This is a genomic window from Cryobacterium sp., from assembly GCF_026786305.1.
Taxonomy (GTDB): domain Bacteria; phylum Actinomycetota; class Actinomycetes; order Actinomycetales; family Microbacteriaceae; genus Cryobacterium.
In genome coordinates this window covers 25,437-40,803 of the sequence record NZ_JAJAYI010000073.1, presented here as the reverse complement: position 1 = coordinate 40,803, position 15,367 = coordinate 25,437, and the positions used below count along the sequence as shown (strand labels likewise).

Below are 15,367 nucleotides of genomic sequence, written 5' to 3'. Positions count from 1 at the left end.
CCCGGGCCCACGCGCATAAGGTGGGCCCAGGCGCGTGACCTACCCGGCGAGCACCTTCTGGATGCGCTGCAGCGAGACCGACTCCGCCGCCTTCAGCTCCTGCGCGAACAGGCTGATACGCAACTCCTCGATCATCCAGCGGGCGCGCACGACGGGCGCCGCAGCATCCGCTTGGAGTGGCATGGTGCCACCGGCATTCTCGAACCGGGTGGTGGCGGCCTGGGTTTCATTCATCCAGACTCGGTCGCGGCTGGGATTGTCGACCAGTTTCGGCACGCGCGCGCTGACGCCGCCGAGGTAGCGCGGCAGGTGCCGCAGCTGGGCGAGTCCGGTGGCGCTGACGAATCCGGGGTAGACCAGTGCGGTGAGCTGTTGGCGGGCGTCGCTGATTCCGGGTAGCAACGCCATACTGGTCGCGGCCTTCAATGCCTTGTCAGCGGTGCGGCTCGCGGTGAGAATGCGCGCGACCAGGCCAACGGTTTCGAACATGGAGTCCATCACCACCCCAGACACCCGGTCGCGAATGGTGTCAAATTCCGCTTTCATGAACACCTGCCCGTCGGGGCGTACCCGAAAGAGCACGTCGTCGACCGCGGCGGCGAGGCAGTCTTCGAACAGAGCCTGCGTGGTCTTGTAGGGGCTCGTCGCGAGGCTGAGTTTCTCGGCAGCGGTGAGGTGCTGCTGCACATACGCGGCTGGTGATGGTGTCGCGAGCAGCAGCAGCCGACGCACGCCGCGGGGTAGCGCGCGGGCCTGCTCCAGCTCGGTGCTCATCATGCGAATGGAAACGGATGCCCCATCATCGACCAGCGTCGGATACCCGCGAATCGTGTTGTCGCCCTGCGCGGTACCGCCTAATTTCGTGTCGAGAAAGCGGGGGAGTTCGCCGAGATCCCAGGTAGTGATGCCGCTGCGCTCGATTGCATTGCTGGGCGTCGCGGAGTTGGTCGCCTTCGCGACGCTCTCCCGCACCCGAGTGCCGAGCCGTCGCTGCAGGTCGGCGAGGTCCTTGTCAGCGGCAACCGTGCGCCCGCGCTCGTCGGTTACGACGAAGGTCATGCGCAGGTGTGAGGGAACGCGGCCGAGCTCGAAATCGAGCGCCGTCACCGGCACATAGGTGAGCTTCTGAATGAGGGCGGCGAGGGTCTCGGCGAACGAGGCCTCGGGTGCCGGCACCTGATCAAGTTGTCGAGCGTGTCGAGACACGACAATGCCGGGCTCGCCGGGCAGTTCGTCGAGCAGTCGTGCTGCCCAGTCGGCCGCGGGAACGACGTTGCGCCGGATGCTCTTGGGTAGCGATTTGATCATGGCGGTCACGAGCTCGGCTCTCAGGCCCGGCACCTGCCAGTCGAAACCGTTCGGCGAGAGGCGGGCGAGCAGAGCGAGCGGAATCCGCACGGTCACGCCGTCGTCGTCTTCGCCGGGCTCGAAGCGGTAGCCGAGGCTCAGACGCTGGTCGCCCTGCTGCCAGCTCGGCGGAAAGAGCCCCTCGTCGATCTCGGGGGAGTCCTCGGCGACGAGCGCCTCGGCGGTCATGGTGAGCAGGTCGGGCGTGTCGAACCGGGCCGTGCGCCACCAGCCCTCGAAGCTCTTGGTCGATGACACGTCGGCCGGAATGCGGCGCTGGTAGAAGTCGAAGACAGCCTCATCATCGAAGAGGATGTCCCGGCGCCGGGTGCGCTCCTCCAACTCGGCGAGTTCCTCCCGCAGCCGGGCGTTGGCCCGCTCAAACGCCCACATACCGGGGTCGCCCGTCTGGCCAGGCCGACCGCCGCGGCTCGCGCTGCTGCCGACGGCCGGTGCGCCGTCCGATCGGCCGGAACCGCGCCCGCCCGAGGCGGTGTCGCCGTCGACGGAGATGCTGACGCGCTCGTTGCGCGACGGGCCAGGGCCGCCACGATCTGCTTCCCGCTCAACCGGGGACGATTGCGGTCTTGAGGCGCGGTCCCACTCGCCCTCGACGAGCGCGTGGCGAATGAAGAGCTCGCGGGCATAGGCCGGGTCGATGCGGGAGAACTGCACTCGGCGGCGGGCCACGATCGGCACACCGTAGAGGGTCACGCGTTCGTAAACGACGGCGGCGCCCTGCTTCATTTCCCAGTGCGGTTCGGAGTAGCTTCGCTTGCACAGGGTGCCGGCGAGCGGTTCGGCCCAGGCCGGGTCGACGACCGCGTTCATGCGGGCGAACAGTCGGCTGGTCTCGACCAGTTCGGCGCTCATGACCGCGTTGGGCTGTTTCTTGGCCAGGGTCGACCCGGGAAACAGCACGAAGCGTTGCTGGCGGGCACCGACGTAGTCCTTCTTGGCGACGTCTTTGAGCCCGATGTGTGAGAGCAGCCCGGCGAGCAGCGACCGGTGCACGCCGTCGGGGTTCGCGCTCGGCTCACCGAGGTGCAGGCCGAGCGGCTTGGCGAGCTGGCGCAACTGGCGTAGCACGTCGTGCCATTCGCGCACCCGCAGGTAGTTGAGGTACTCGTTCTTGCACAGTCGCCGAAAGGCACTCGAGCCCAGTTCGGACTGCTGTTTTTCGAGGTAGTTCCAGAGGTTGAGCAGGGTGAGAAAGTCGCTCGTGGGGTCGGCGAACCGGGCGTGAAACTGGTCGGCCTGGGCGCGACGTTCCAGCGGGCGTTCCCGTGGATCCTGAATGGTGAGCCCGGCGACGATCGCCATGACTTCTCGGCTCGTGCCCTGCGTCTTAGACTCGATCACCATGCGGCCAAAGCGCGGGTCGATCGGCAGCTGCGCGAGCTGTTGGCCGATGCGGGTGAGGTGCGGGGTGGCCGGGCCAGTTGCGGTGGCCGGCGTGGCGGTATCCGTTGCGGTGTTGCTGGCACGCGCCGCGCCGCGCCCGCTCCTGGTACGCCCGGCGCCCTCGGCCTCGATGGCGCCGAGTTCGGCGAGCAGGTCGAGGCCGTCCTTGATGTTGCGGGAGTCCGGTGGGGTCAGAAACGGGAACGAGGCGATGTCGCCGAGGCCGAGCGAGATCATCTGCAGAATGACGGCGGCGAGGTTGGTGCGCAGAATCTCCGGCTCGGTATACTCCGGTCGGCGCATATAGTCTTCTTCGGAATACAACCGAATTGCGATACCGTCGCTGGTTCGCCCACTGCGGCCACTGCGCTGGTTGCCCGAGGCCTGCGAGATCGCTTCGATCGGCAGTCGTTGCACCTTGGAGCGCACGCTGTACCGGCTGATGCGCGCGGTTCCCGCGTCGATGACGTAGCGGATGCCCGGCACCGTCAGGCTGGTCTCGGCGACGTTGGTCGCGAGCACGATGCGCCGTTTGACCCCCGCCACGGTCGATGGCTGGAACACCCGGTGCTGGTCGGCCGATGACAGGCGGCCGTAGAGCGGCAGCACTTCGGTCGGGTTGCGGCTGGCCGAGGAGGCGTACTTGCCCTGCAGCGCGTCGGCGGCGTCGCGAATCTCGGTCTCGCCGGAGAGAAAGACGAGCACGTCGCCGTTCGATTCTCGTTCGAGCTCGTCGAGAGCCGCGGTGATGCCCTCGATGTAGTCGCGGTCGACCGGGGGAGCGGCATCCGTGGTGTCGTCATCGTCGTCGATGCCGGGCTCGGCCACGAGCGGTCGGTAGCGAATCTCGACCGGATAGGTGCGTCCGGACACCTCGACGACCGGTGCCGGGGTGCCGTCGGCGGCCGCAAAGTGCTTTGCAAAACTGGCCGGGTCGATGGTGGCCGAGGTGATGATGAGCTTGAGATCGGGGCGCTTGGGCAGCAACTGCCGCAGGTAGCCGAGCAGAAAGTCAATGTTGAGGCTGCGCTCGTGCGCCTCGTCGATGATGATCGTGTCGTATTTGCGCAGCATGCGATCGCGGTGAATCTCATTCAAGAGGATGCCGTCGGTCATCAACTTAATGCGGGTGTCAGTGCCGACCTTGTCGGTGAATCGCACCTGGTAGCCGACCAGTTGGCCGACCTCCTGGCCGAGTTCCTCGGCGATGCGCTCGGCAATGGTGCGCGCGGCGAGCCGGCGTGGCTGGGTGTGGCCGATGTTCTTGCGGCCGAGTTCGAGACAGATCTTGGGCAACTGGGTGGTCTTGCCCGACCCGGTCGATCCGGCGACGATGACGACCTGGTTGTCGCGGATGGCGCGGGCGATGTCGTCCCGACGCTGGCTGACCGGCAGTTCGGGCGGGAAGGTGATATTCAGCGTTTCCATGAAGTGTCAATGTTACTTCGCCCTCATCCGTGCCGTGAAAGCACGCGCAGCTGGCCTGCTGGCCTGCTGGCCTGCTGGCCTGCTGGGGGCGTTGGCGTTTTCGCGGTCAGTGAACATTGGGTGCGGGGGGAGGTAAGCCGAGAATCGGGCTAATAGGGTTGGTGCATGACGAAATCTGTACCCACCATCACCCTCAACGACGGCCACACGATTCCGCAGCTCGGTTTCGGCGTGTTCAAGGTCGAACCCGATGAAACCACCCGCATCGTGTCCGACGCGCTCTCGGTCGGCTACCGCCACATCGACACCGCCGCCATCTACGGCAACGAAGAGGGCGTGGGCACGGCGCTTGCCGCCTCGGGCATCGACCGCTCCGAGCTGTTCATCACGACCAAGCTCTGGAACGACCGTCAGGGCACCGAGAGCGCCTTCGACGCGTTCGAGGAGAGCCTCGAGAAGCTCGGCCTCGACTATGTTGACCTCTACCTGATCCACTGGCCGGCCCCGGCGAATGACAAGTTCGTCGAGAGCTGGAGGGCCCTCGAAAAGATTCAGGAGTCCGGCCGCACCCGCTCCATCGGAGTCTCCAACTTTCTGGTGCCGCACCTCGACCGCCTGCTGCACGAGACGAGCATCGTTCCCGCTGTCAACCAGATCGAGCTGCACCCGGCGCACCAGCAGCCCGAGGTCGCAGCGTTTGCCCGCGAAAACGGCATTGACATCGAGGCCTGGGGTCCCCTCGGCCAGGGTAAGTATCCCTTGTTCGAGGAGCAGGTGATAGCGGATGCTGCCGACACGCACGGCAAGTCGCCCGCGCAGATCGTCATTCGCTGGCATCTGGAGGTCGGCAACATTGTGTTCCCCAAGTCGAACCGGGTGGAGCGCATGGCGGAGAACTTCAACGTGTTCGACTTCGAACTCACTCACACCGAGGTCACCATGATCTCCGCGCTCGAGCGCTCCGGACGGGTCTCGGCCCACCCCAACGAGGTGAACTAGCCCGCAGCATCCGCTTGTATCGAGTGGCCCCGCAGACTGCCCGTCTGTCGGAGCCACTTTTTTTCCGGGCACCGGCGTACATTGGAATGCGCGGCGTTTGATAAGGCGCGGGCACGCGCGAGGTCGTCGGCAACGCCTTCGGTATTGCGAGCGCGGTCGGTGGCATGCGCCGTAAGATCTGGGCATGGCCGGTGGGGATCGTCGGTAACGCGCTGCTGTTCACGGTGTTTCTGGGTGCTGTGTTCGGCACACCCAACCCGGTCAACCTGCTCGGCCAGGCCGGCCGTCAGATCATGTTCATCGTCGTGGCGGTTTTCGGCTGGGTGCGATGGCAGCGCAGCCGCGACTCAACGGTGCACATCGCCGTCGCGCCACACTGGGCCGGCAACCGCACCCGTATCCTGCTCGTTCTGGGCCTGGTCGCCGGCACCCTCGTACTCACGCCCATCTTTCGCGCTCTTGGCTCGTTCGAACCGGTCTGGGCGGATGCCTGGATCTTCACCGGTTCCCTGCTCGCCACCTATGGCATGGCCAAGGGCTGGACCGAATTCTGGCTGGTCTGGGTGGCCGTCGACGTGGTCGGTGTGCCCCTGCTGATCAGCGCCGGCTACTATGCCTCCGCCGTGCTCTACCTGTTCTATGGAGCCTTCACCCTCGTTGGATTCCTGGTCTGGGTGCGAGTACAACGCCGGCAGGACGCACTTTTCGGCGCTGTCTAGCGGCAGGTTCCGCTCGCCCCTCCCTGCAGTTTGGGAGCACAATGGAGCATGCCCAACCGACTTGCCGACGCCATCAGCCCCTACTTGCGAAGCCACGCCGACAATCCGGTCGACTGGTTCGGCTGGGGCGAGGATGCGTTCGTTGAAGCACACGAGCGGGATGTGCCCGTGCTTGTGTCGATCGGGTATTCGACCTGCCACTGGTGCCATGTCATGGCCCGGGAAAGTTTTAGCGACCCGGCAATCGCCGAGTATCTCAACGCCCACTTCGTCAGTATCAAGGTTGACCGCGAGGAGCACCCCGATGTCGACGCGAGCTACCTCGCCGCTGCGAGTGCCTTCACCGACGGACTCGGCTGGCCGCTCAACGTGTTCGTCACGCCCGACGGGCAGGCGTTTCACGCGGGAACGTACTTTCCGCCGGTCGCTCTGGCGGGGCATCCATCGTTTCGTGATGTTCTGACCGCGGTGACGACGGCCTGGCTCAGCCGCCGCGCCGAGGTGACGGCCGGCGCCGCGCGGGTGGCCGAAATGCTCAGCGAGTCGGCGCGCGACCTCGCCGCGGGGGCAGCGCCTGGCGCCGCAGGCTCCGCGACTGGTGCGCAGCCCGGCGCCGATGCGCTCGACCGCGCTGTCGCCGAACTGGTCGGGTATGAGGACGCCCGGTTTGGCGGCTTCGGCGGCGCGCCGAAGTTTCCGGTGGCCCCGGCACTCTCCTTTCTGCTCGGACACGGTTCTCTGCTGCGACACGGGGACGGGAACGCCCGCAGCGCCAAGGCCGCCGGCGGGCAGAGCGACGACGGACCGACCCTCGCCCTGCGCACCCTCAAGCTCATGGGCGCGTCACCGCTGCGGGACCCGATCGAGGGCGGCTTCTTTCGCTACGCGGTCAACCGCAACTGGAGCGACCCGCACTACGAACGCATGCTCTACGACAACGCCCAGCTGCTCAGCCTGTACACGCGCGCCTGGATGCTCACCGGAGCGGCCTGGGCTCGCCACGTCGCAGAGGGAATCGCCCGCTTTCTCTGCGACGTGATGCAACTGCCGGGCGGCGGGTTCGCGAGCGCCCAGGACTCCGAGAGCACCGTCGACGGCCAACGAGTCGAGGGCGGCTACTACGCACTCGAACAGAACGACCGCCTCCGGCAGGCCCCGCCGGCTCTCGACGAGAAGGTGCTGACCGGCTGGAACGGTCTCGCGATCCAGGCTCTCGCCCGAGCCGGCTTCGCCTTCAACCAGCCCCACCTCGTTGACGCCGCCCGCCGCGCAGCAAACTATCTGCGCGAGCACCACGAGCGCGCCGACGGCACCCTCGTCCGCGCGTCGGTTGACGGACCTGCCTCCGGCGGCCGCACCTCCAACGCGAAAGCCACGCTGGAGGACTATGGCATGTACTCACGGGGTCTCCTCGAACTCGCACTCGTCACCGGCGACGTGACCTACGCCATCCAGGCTCGTCACCTGCTCGAGAGCACACTGTCGGGCACCACCGACCGGCCCGTCGCGCCGACCCTCGTGCCGGCGGCAACGCCCCGGGGTGACGTCGCCGGCCCGGCTCTATCCGCCGCCACGACCGCGGCACCCGCCTTCCGCCCGCCGCACGGCGCAGATCCGGTGCTCACCGCGCAGGGCCTGGTCAGCGCCGTCGACCCCTCCGAGGGCGCCTATCCGTCCGGACTGTCCGCCACGGCCGACGCTGCCCTGTTGCTGCACTTCCTCACCGGCGACGACCGTTATCGGCGGGCGGCGCAGGCCGGCCTCGGTCCGGTCTCCGCCCTCGCGCCCGACCGTCCGCTCGCGTTTGGCGCTGCCCTGCGCCTGTTCGATGAGCTGGGGGGCCCGATCGAGCAGCTCGTGATCGTCTCGCCCGACCGGCCCGGCCCGTCAACCCCACCGGTCGCCACCGCGTACCCCGTCACCCTGCAGGACCTGGCCCGACGCCACCCGGCGGGAGTCGTCGCATCCGTTTCAGAATCCCAGGCCGGGGCGTTCGCCGCCGCCGGATTCGACCTGTTCGCGGCACGCACCGCACCGAGCGGCCAGCCCACGGCCTACCTCTGCCGTGACTTCGTCTGCCGATTGCCGATCACCGACCCGGCAGAACTGTCGCCGCTGCGTTCTTGAGCGAGATTGCCGCTGAACAGCAACAATCGGGCCGAGAAACGGATGCCGCAGCATTCGTTTCGCCGGCGCCGACCGGTCGATCAGTGGGCGCAGCAAATTACCGACATCGGGACGTAGACTGACTACGAGCGCCCACGGCGTTTCACCGAACGCCAGTCGCCCATTGAGAACTTCGTCACTTCTCGAGAAGATCGTCGCTGCGAAACACACTGAAGCATCCACGCCGACGCAGTCGGCCGCACTCCTCGGGTTCAGCCCTGGCCGGCCCGCGATTGAGTGCTCCACTTTTTCAAGGAGGACCATGGCGACACGCGATATTCCGGACGCACAAGCGGATGTTTCCGACCGGGGTCACTCCGATACGTTCGGTGGCGATATCTTTGGCACCGACGCCTTTCGCCCCGACTCTGTGGGTTACGACTCGAGCGAGCCGGAACCCCCGACCAACACCGGTTTGATCCCGACCCTGTCGCTCAGCGGTGAGCCCGAGTTGGTGTTGATCACACCGGATGCCCGCACCCGCCGGTTTGACCGCGACGACCTTGTCGTGCGGAAGGGCGAGATTGCCCTCATCAATGGTCACTACACGCCGCACGAGTCCATGGTGAAAGACCTCGTCGCAGTGTACGACGCCCTCACCAACGCCGGCGTCGACTTTGTGCTCGTGCGCGGCGACCACAACCGTCCAGTCATCGCCGTGGACCGCAAACGGCGCAAGGAAATAACCAAGGTTCTCGCCACGGCGTTCGCCAACGAGCCCTTCTACGCCAAGCCCTTGGACGGCAACGTGAGCCAGCCGTTTCTGCTCGCCGACGGCGCGCTCACGGCGCTGCGCAAGTCTTCCGTTTTTCGGGTCTACCGGCCGCGCATCGAACCGATCGGTCGCCTGCGCTACGGCGCCCAGACCGCGTTCCAATTTGAGCTGTGGCGGTTCGGCGAAGACGAAATCATCGCCCCGGTCGAAAATGCCCTCATGCGCACCCGGCTGCCGCGCTCCGAAGCCCGCGAGACCACGATCGACCTGTACGGGCGCACCTGGCTGACCCTGCAGAACATGTTTGATGACCTGGCCAGCGACGTCTCCTTCGACATCGATCTCGTGTTCAGCTGGGTCGACGGCTCGAGCGACGAGTTTCAGCGGGAACGTGCCAAGCGTATGAAGGCCTACGTTGTCGGCGAAGGCGACGATTCCGACGCCCGTTTTCGGCAGATCGACGAGCTCAAGTACGCGCTACGCAGCGTGTACATGTTCGCCCCGTGGATTCGACGCATCTTCATCGCCACCGACTCGCCCGCGCCCGAGTGGCTCGCCGAACACCCCCGCGTGACCATCATGCGCAGCGAAGACTTCTTCGTGGACACGAGTGTGCTGCCCATTCACAATTCGCACGCCGTAGAAAGCCAGCTGCACCACATTCCCGGGCTGGCGGAGCATTTTCTCTACTCCAACGACGACATGTTCTTCGGCCGTCCTGTCGGTCCCGAGCTGTTCTTCTCGCCGGGCGGAGTGACCAAGTTTGTGGAGGCATCCACTCGTATCGGTCTCGGCGAGAACGACCCGACCCGCAGCGGTTTCGAGAACGCCGCCCGCGTGAACCGGGCGCTGCTGCGCGGTCGATTCGGCAAGGTCACCACCCGGCACCTGGAGCACACGCCGGCACCGATGCGTCGGAGCGTGCTGCTGGAACTGGAGCGGGAGTTTCCCGAGGACTTCAGTCGCACCGCGGCGAGTCGTTTTCGTTCGGCGACCGACATCTCGGTCACCAATTCGCTCTACCACTACTACGCCTTGATGACCGGTCGTGCGGTCGCGCAGACACAGGCGCACTCGCTATACATCGAGACGACCCTGCGCATCGCCCTGCGGCAGATGAATCACCTGCGCAAGCGTCGCGACCAGGACATGTTCTGCCTGAACGACGGCAGTCACCCGGAGATTTCGACCGAGGTGCGCCGCGGTGCGGTCACCGAGTTTTTGGAGCTGTACTTTCCGATCGTGGCGCCGTGGGAACGGACCAGTGTCGCAACTAGTGCAGAACCGGGATCGGCCTGGTCATTGGCGGCTCGCGCAATGCAGGCAGAGTTTCCGACGGCTTGATCTCGACGCCGGAAGCGCGCAGTCGACGCGCGCTTTCGGCGGCATCGACATAGTCGAGCGTCGGATAGTGGCCGAGCGGCACCACGGAGTGCAGCACGGTGCCCGGGTAGACGTGCACGAGGTTGAACGCGCGGGCGCCGTCACGACCGAGGGTCCCTCCGACGGGAACGTTGAGGTCCTGCGTGTAGCAGGTCGCCGACGACACCGACACAGGAATGCCGGCGAACACCGCCATTGACGAGTAGTGCAGGTGTCCGGCGATGATGCTACGCACGTCCGTGCCGCTCAGGACCGCGGCCAGACGGTCCTGATCGCGCAGTTCCACCGCGGTGGCGAGGTCGAGCACGCTCGGGATCGGTGGGTGGTGCATGGCCAGAATCGTGCCGTCCGGTGCCGGCACACGCAATTCGTCGGCGAGCCAGAGCAACTGCTGGTCGGACACCGCGCCGTGGTGGTGGCCTGGCACCGAGGTGTCGAGCGTAATCAGACGCAGACCATTGAGGTCGTACGACCGGTCAACGGGAGCTTCGCTCGGCAGTTGATCGAGCAGTTCGGCGCGGAACGCCGAACGGTTGTCGTGATTGCCCATCACCCAGATGACGCGGGCGCCGAGCCGGGCCGCCGCGGGTTCGACGATCTCGCGCAGGAGCTCGTAGGCGCCCGGCTCACCCTTGTCGGCGAGATCGCCGGTGAAGACGATGGCTTGGGGGCGGGCGCCGGAGGCCTCAACCTCGGCGAAGAGTTCGGCCAGATGCGCTTCACCGTTGACGCTGCCATAGAGCTTCGAACCCCCCGCCAGCAGGTGGGTGTCGCTCAGGTGTAACAAGAAGTGGTCCGGCCGGGGGTACTCAGCCGTTCGAATGCTCACGGAGCGTCCATTCGTTTGTCGCGGGCGTGCTCTGCGGGCATGCCGTCACGATGATTGAGCCTATTCGATCAGAAGTTCTTGAACAACGGGTGTACGCCACGCATCAATCGTGCGTCCCTTGGGGTAAATGGGCAAGGAGCTCTCTCGCCTGGTCGCGGCGAGGTGCGGGCTCCCAGCATCGCAGTAGCTCCCCGAAACGCTGTGCCTCCCAGAAACGCTGTGGCATGCTTGACCGTGCGCAACCGGTCAAGTCTCAGCTCCCTCCGACAGGGATCGCTCGGGTACCTCGCCGGAGCCGCGCTGACCACGGTCGCCTTTATCGGTCTCTACCTGTTCTTTGTGCGCAGCCACGCCGGCCAGGAGGCCGACCAGCTCGCCTATGACGGCGCCGAATTCGGCCGACGGAGCATCACACCGTTCACCGGCCGAGTGCTCGACTCGGTGCCGGATGTCGCCGTGGCGTTTGGAGTGGTACTGACCGCGGTCATCGCGCTCGTGCGCCGCAACTGGCGCAACCTGATCGTCGCGCTCGTCGCTGGCGGAGCGGCGACGGCCTCGGCTCAACTGCTGAAATATGGAATTCTGGCCCGCCCTGACCTGGCGGTCGAGGGCTACGCCGGAAACTCATTCCCATCCGGGCATACCACTGTGGCGGCGGCATCCGCTCTCGTCGTGTTCCTGGTCGCGAGCCCGCGGATGCGCCCGATGGTCGCCGGCTGGGGAACCGCCTTCGCCGTGCTGGCCGGCGTAGCGACGCTCGCCAACCAGTGGCATCGACCGAGCGACGTGATCGCCGCCCTGCTCTGGGTCGCCCTGTGGGGATGCCTCGCCGGAGCCGTGCTGGCCTGGCCGCGCGTGGGCGTCGTACCGCGAGCGGATGCTGCGGCTCTCGCCCAACCAGCAGCCCCGCGCCGGACGTTCACTGGACTGCGTCAGTCGACTATTCGCGGCATTCGTTGGCTGTCGATCGGCTGTGGCGGGCTCTCTGCCGTGGCCTTCATCGCCACTCTGGTACTGAACAGCAGCCTGTTTGACAGTGTCGGAACGCTCGGCACGATCGTCGCCTACCTCGGCGGTGTCGCGGCCATCGTCACCGCCGGGCTGCTGCTGGCGCTCAGCGGAACCCGTCTGTTCGCCCGGCTGCCCTAGATTCTGTTCGCCCGGCTGCCCCAGATTCTGTCCGCCCGGCTGCCCCAGATTCGTAAAGTTGGGGTGTACTCAATCGAAGTCGCGTGCGAGACTGACTCATGGCCGTCACGCTGAGAGCGATCCAGACCCTAGTTCCCCCGACGATTCTGATTCAAGAGCAGGTGCGCGACATCTTTGCCGCCCAGCCCGGACTCAGCCGGCTGGCTCAACGGCTGGTCAGCACGAGTTTCAACGTGTCGGGCATCGAGACCCGGCATACCGTGATCGCCGAGCTCACCCTCGACAACGATGAGACCGAACCGCAGTTCTTCGATTCAAAGCAGCAGCTTCTGCTCGTGCCGAGCACCCGGGTACGCAACGAGCTGTACATCACGGAGGCCACCAAACTCTTTGTCGAAGCGGGGCGCCGGGCGCTCGCCGCCTGCCCCGACGTCCGACCGGAAGACGTGACCCACGTCGTCACCGTCTCCTGCACCGGGTTCTATGCCCCCGGCCCTGACTACATGCTCGTGCGAGAGCTCGGCCTGCGAGCCAGCACCCAGCGTTACCACCTCGGATTCATGGGCTGCTACGCCGCCATGCCGGCCCTCCGCACCGCGAAGCAGTTCGTCGAAGCCGACCCGAACGCGGTCGTGCTCGTGGTCAGTGCCGAACTCTGCTCACTACACCTGCGCACCTCGAGCGACCCCGACACGATCGTGGCGTCCTCACTGTTCTCCGACGGCGCGGCCGCCGGCATCGTCAGCGCCCGGCCGCCGCTGCCCGGCGAAAAAGCACTCGGCCTCGACCTGTTCGAAACGGTCATCACCCCGGTCGGCGAGGGCGACATGGCCTGGAAAATCGGCGATGAGGGCTTCGAAATGATTCTGAGCACCTACGTGCCGCACATCATCGACGAACACATCGAGGGCGCCCTTGCCCCGCTGTTCGCCCGTGATGCGGCCATCACCGGGCAGCTCGCCGCTCCTCGCGAAGCGGATTCCGCCGCATACTCTGCCGGTACCGTCGCGACCCTCCTCGCCCCGGTTCTCACCCTCGCTCCCGCCGCCTCGCTCAGCTCGGTAATCGAACACTGGGCGATCCACCCCGGCGGCCGCAGCATTCTCGACAAGACCGAGGCGAAGCTCGAGCTGCGCGCGGACCAACTGGTGCCCTCGAGGGAGACGCTGCGCACCAACGGCAACATGAGCAGCGCGACGATTCTGTTCGTGATGAAGGCCATTCTCGACGGCCCAGCCACCGCCGATGGCGAACGGGTCTGCGCCATGGCGTTCGGCCCGGGGCTCACCGTGGAATCCGGCCTGATGACCGTGATCGAGGGCTGAATGGTCCTTCCCTCATTGCGTGTGCGGGCTCACGGAGCAGCAGAGATCATGGATTCTCCGCTGTGCGATCCGGCCATGCTCACCCGCACCTACCAGGATTTTCGCGTGGTCAACGCGGTCGTGTCGGGCTGGTGGAGGATCTATCGCCGCAGCATTCGCCCCGCCTTGTCAACCACGACCGAAGCGACGCTGCTCGACGTCGGCTCGGGCGGCGGCGACGTCTCGCGGGCGCTGGCCCGCTGGGCGGTACGCGACGGTCTTCGGCTGAGGGTGACCGGCATCGACCCGGATGCCCGCGCGCACCTGTTCGCGACCAGCCAGTCGCGAATTGCCGGGCTGTCGTTTCGGCGGGCGCTCAGCTCGGACCTCGTCGCTGAGGGTGCGCGCTTCGATTTCGTGGTCTCGAACCATGTGCTGCACCACCTCAGCGTTGCTGAACTGAAAGGGTTGCTCGTGGATTCAGAGGATCTCGCCCGTCGCCGGGTGCTGCACGCCGACCTGGAACGCTCCAACATCGCCTATCTCGGGTTCGCGGCGGCGACCTGGCCGTTCTTTCGGCACTCCTATATTCGCCCCGACGGCCTCACCTCGATTCGCCGCAGCTACACGCCGGTCGAGCTACGGGCGGCGGTTCCCGCCGGGTGGACGGTATCGCGAGGCCTGCCGTCCCGGCTCGTACTGAGCTGGGACGCGCCGAATGCGTGACGTCGTTATCGTCGGCGGGGGTCCGGTCGGCACGATGCTTGCCTGCGTGCTGGCCGTAGGCGGACTGGATGTCGAGGTGCTCGAGCAGCGGGAGCAGCCGTCGCTCCGCTCGAGGGCGATCGGTATCCACCCGCCGTTGCTGCGCGCCCTCGCCGGTATCGGTGTCGCCGACGCCGTGCTCGAGCGGGCTGTGCGGATTCCCGCGGGGGAGGTGCGCTGCGACGGCCGGAGGCTCGGGAAGATGTCGTTCGAGCGGGCTGCGCCGGGGTATCCGTTCGTCGTCGCCCTGCCGCAATACGAGACGGAGGCCCTGCTGCTCGGCCGGTTCGAGCAGTTGCGGCCCGACCGGTATCGCAGCGGCGTAACGGTCACCGGGGTTCAGTGCCGCGGCGACGCCGTCGAACTCTCGACCGACTCTGGCCCGATCGAGGCCCGCTATGTGATCGGCGCGGACGGTGCGCGCAGTGGGGTGCGCCAAGCGGCCGGCATTGCCTGGCGGCAGCTCGGCCGTCACGAAACCTATCTCATGGGTGACTTCGCCGACCCCGGACCGAGCGACACCGGTGCGGTGCTCTATTTCGAGCGCGGCGGGGTGGTCGAGTCGTTTCCGCTGCCCGGTGCCCGACGCCGCTGGGTGGCGATGACCGATTTTCTGGCCGCGAATGCCGACAGCGCCGACCTGGCCGCGCTCATCCGTCATCGAACAGGAGTGAGGGTTGCCGAGCCGCTCGGAGCGGCCAGCGCGTTCGCCGTGCAGCAGAGGCTCGCGGGGCGGATGCACTCGGAGCCGCTGGGGGAGGGGCCGTCGCGCGCGGGGCATTGGCGCCCCGGGCCGCTGCCTCAGCCGCGGCCCGCCGGCCGCATCGTGCTGGTCGGCGACGCGGCACACCAGATCAGTCCGATCGGCGGGCAGGGCATGAACCTCGGCTGGCTCGACGCCGTTGCACTCGCGCCGGCGCTGCAGCGGGCGCTGCTGGCGCCGGGGGAGGCGGCATCCGTGCTGGCCGACTACGACCGTACCCGCCGCGACGCCGCTCGCCGTGCGGTCCGGCAGGCAGCATTCAACATGCAGATGGGCCGGCCGGCGCACGGCCTGCGGCTTGGCGCTCGCAACGCCCTCGTGCGCTCGCTCACGCTGCCACCGGCCAACGAGCTCGTGGCCCGGGCATTCACCATGCGCTGGCTGTGACGGGGCGTC

At 66.8% G+C, this 15,367-nt stretch carries 9 protein-coding genes and 1 pseudogene; 8 read left to right on the top strand and 2 right to left on the bottom strand.

Going from position 1 to position 15,367, the window contains the following annotated elements:
- Positions 1 to 39: 39 nt before the first annotated feature.
- Positions 40 to 4,179, bottom strand: a complete 4,140-nt coding sequence (gene hrpA, locus LH475_RS09195) for an ATP-dependent RNA helicase HrpA (RefSeq protein WP_297413582.1) — start codon at positions 4,177 to 4,179, stop codon at positions 40 to 42.
- Positions 4,180 to 4,344: 165 nt separating this feature from the next.
- Between hrpA and LH475_RS09190 the strand changes: the two genes are divergently transcribed.
- The 4 genes and pseudogenes from LH475_RS09190 to LH475_RS09175 all read left to right on the top strand — a co-directional run bounded on the left by LH475_RS09190 (position 4,345) and on the right by LH475_RS09175 (position 10,122).
- The gene (locus LH475_RS09190) at positions 4,345 to 5,178 is read left to right on the top strand and encodes an aldo/keto reductase (protein ID WP_196843664.1); all 834 of its coding nucleotides are present in this window, start codon (positions 4,345 to 4,347) and stop codon (positions 5,176 to 5,178) included.
- 116 nt (positions 5,179 to 5,294) lie between these two features.
- A pseudogene (gene pnuC, locus LH475_RS09185) lies at positions 5,295 to 5,897 on the top strand (nicotinamide riboside transporter PnuC); the annotation flags it as partial.
- Positions 5,898 to 5,945: 48 nt separating this feature from the next.
- Entirely contained in the window at positions 5,946 to 8,024 is a 2,079-nt protein-coding gene (locus LH475_RS09180) for a thioredoxin domain-containing protein (RefSeq protein WP_196843665.1), read from the top strand.
- A 301-nt stretch (positions 8,025 to 8,325) separates the two neighbouring features.
- Positions 8,326 to 10,122, top strand: a complete 1,797-nt coding sequence (locus LH475_RS09175) for a stealth family protein (protein WP_196843666.1) — start codon at positions 8,326 to 8,328, stop codon at positions 10,120 to 10,122.
- On the opposite strand, the gene LH475_RS09170 is transcribed toward LH475_RS09175, so the two are convergent.
- Positions 10,052 to 10,990 (bottom strand): phosphodiesterase, encoded by a 939-nt coding sequence (locus LH475_RS09170; RefSeq protein ID WP_196843667.1) that lies wholly within the window; start codon positions 10,988 to 10,990, stop codon positions 10,052 to 10,054. The genes LH475_RS09175 and LH475_RS09170 overlap by 71 nt on opposite strands.
- Before the next feature lie 219 nt (positions 10,991 to 11,209).
- Here LH475_RS09170 and LH475_RS09165 point away from each other — a divergent pair, with 219 nt between their 5' ends.
- The 4 genes from LH475_RS09165 to LH475_RS09150 all read left to right on the top strand — a co-directional run bounded on the left by LH475_RS09165 (position 11,210) and on the right by LH475_RS09150 (position 15,358).
- Positions 11,210 to 12,139 carry a phosphatase PAP2 family protein gene (locus LH475_RS09165; RefSeq protein ID WP_297413579.1) on the top strand — a complete coding sequence of 310 codons (930 nt, stop codon included), beginning with the start codon at positions 11,210 to 11,212 and terminating at the stop codon, positions 12,137 to 12,139.
- 98 nt (positions 12,140 to 12,237) lie between these two features.
- The gene (locus LH475_RS09160) at positions 12,238 to 13,464 is read left to right on the top strand and encodes a type III polyketide synthase (protein WP_196843669.1); all 1,227 of its coding nucleotides are present in this window, start codon (positions 12,238 to 12,240) and stop codon (positions 13,462 to 13,464) included.
- Positions 13,465 to 14,169, top strand: coding sequence for a class I SAM-dependent methyltransferase (locus LH475_RS09155; RefSeq protein ID WP_297413577.1), 705 nt, complete (start codon positions 13,465 to 13,467; stop codon positions 14,167 to 14,169).
- Complete coding sequence (locus tag LH475_RS09150; RefSeq protein ID WP_196843671.1) at positions 14,162 to 15,358, top strand: NAD(P)/FAD-dependent oxidoreductase; 1,197 nt, start codon at positions 14,162 to 14,164, stop codon at positions 15,356 to 15,358. The genes LH475_RS09155 and LH475_RS09150 overlap by 8 nt, the downstream gene beginning before the upstream one ends.
- The last annotated feature ends 9 nt before the right edge of the window (positions 15,359 to 15,367 follow it).

What these genes read in the sequence shown, in the direction of transcription:
- hrpA (WP_297413582.1), bottom strand. Translation starts at nt 4,179, where the DNA reads ATGGAAACGCTGAATATCACCTTCCCGCCCGAACTGCCGGTCAGCCAG.
- LH475_RS09190 (WP_196843664.1), top strand. Translation starts at nt 4,345, where the DNA reads ATGACGAAATCTGTACCCACCATCACCCTCAACGACGGCCACACGATT.
- LH475_RS09180 (WP_196843665.1), top strand. Translation starts at nt 5,946, where the DNA reads ATGCCCAACCGACTTGCCGACGCCATCAGCCCCTACTTGCGAAGCCAC.
- LH475_RS09175 (WP_196843666.1), top strand. Translation starts at nt 8,326, where the DNA reads ATGGCGACACGCGATATTCCGGACGCACAAGCGGATGTTTCCGACCGG.
- LH475_RS09160 (WP_196843669.1), top strand. Translation starts at nt 12,238, where the DNA reads ATGGCCGTCACGCTGAGAGCGATCCAGACCCTAGTTCCCCCGACGATT.
- LH475_RS09155 (WP_297413577.1), top strand. Translation starts at nt 13,465, where the DNA reads ATGGTCCTTCCCTCATTGCGTGTGCGGGCTCACGGAGCAGCAGAGATC.
- LH475_RS09150 (WP_196843671.1), top strand. Translation starts at nt 14,162, where the DNA reads ATGCGTGACGTCGTTATCGTCGGCGGGGGTCCGGTCGGCACGATGCTT.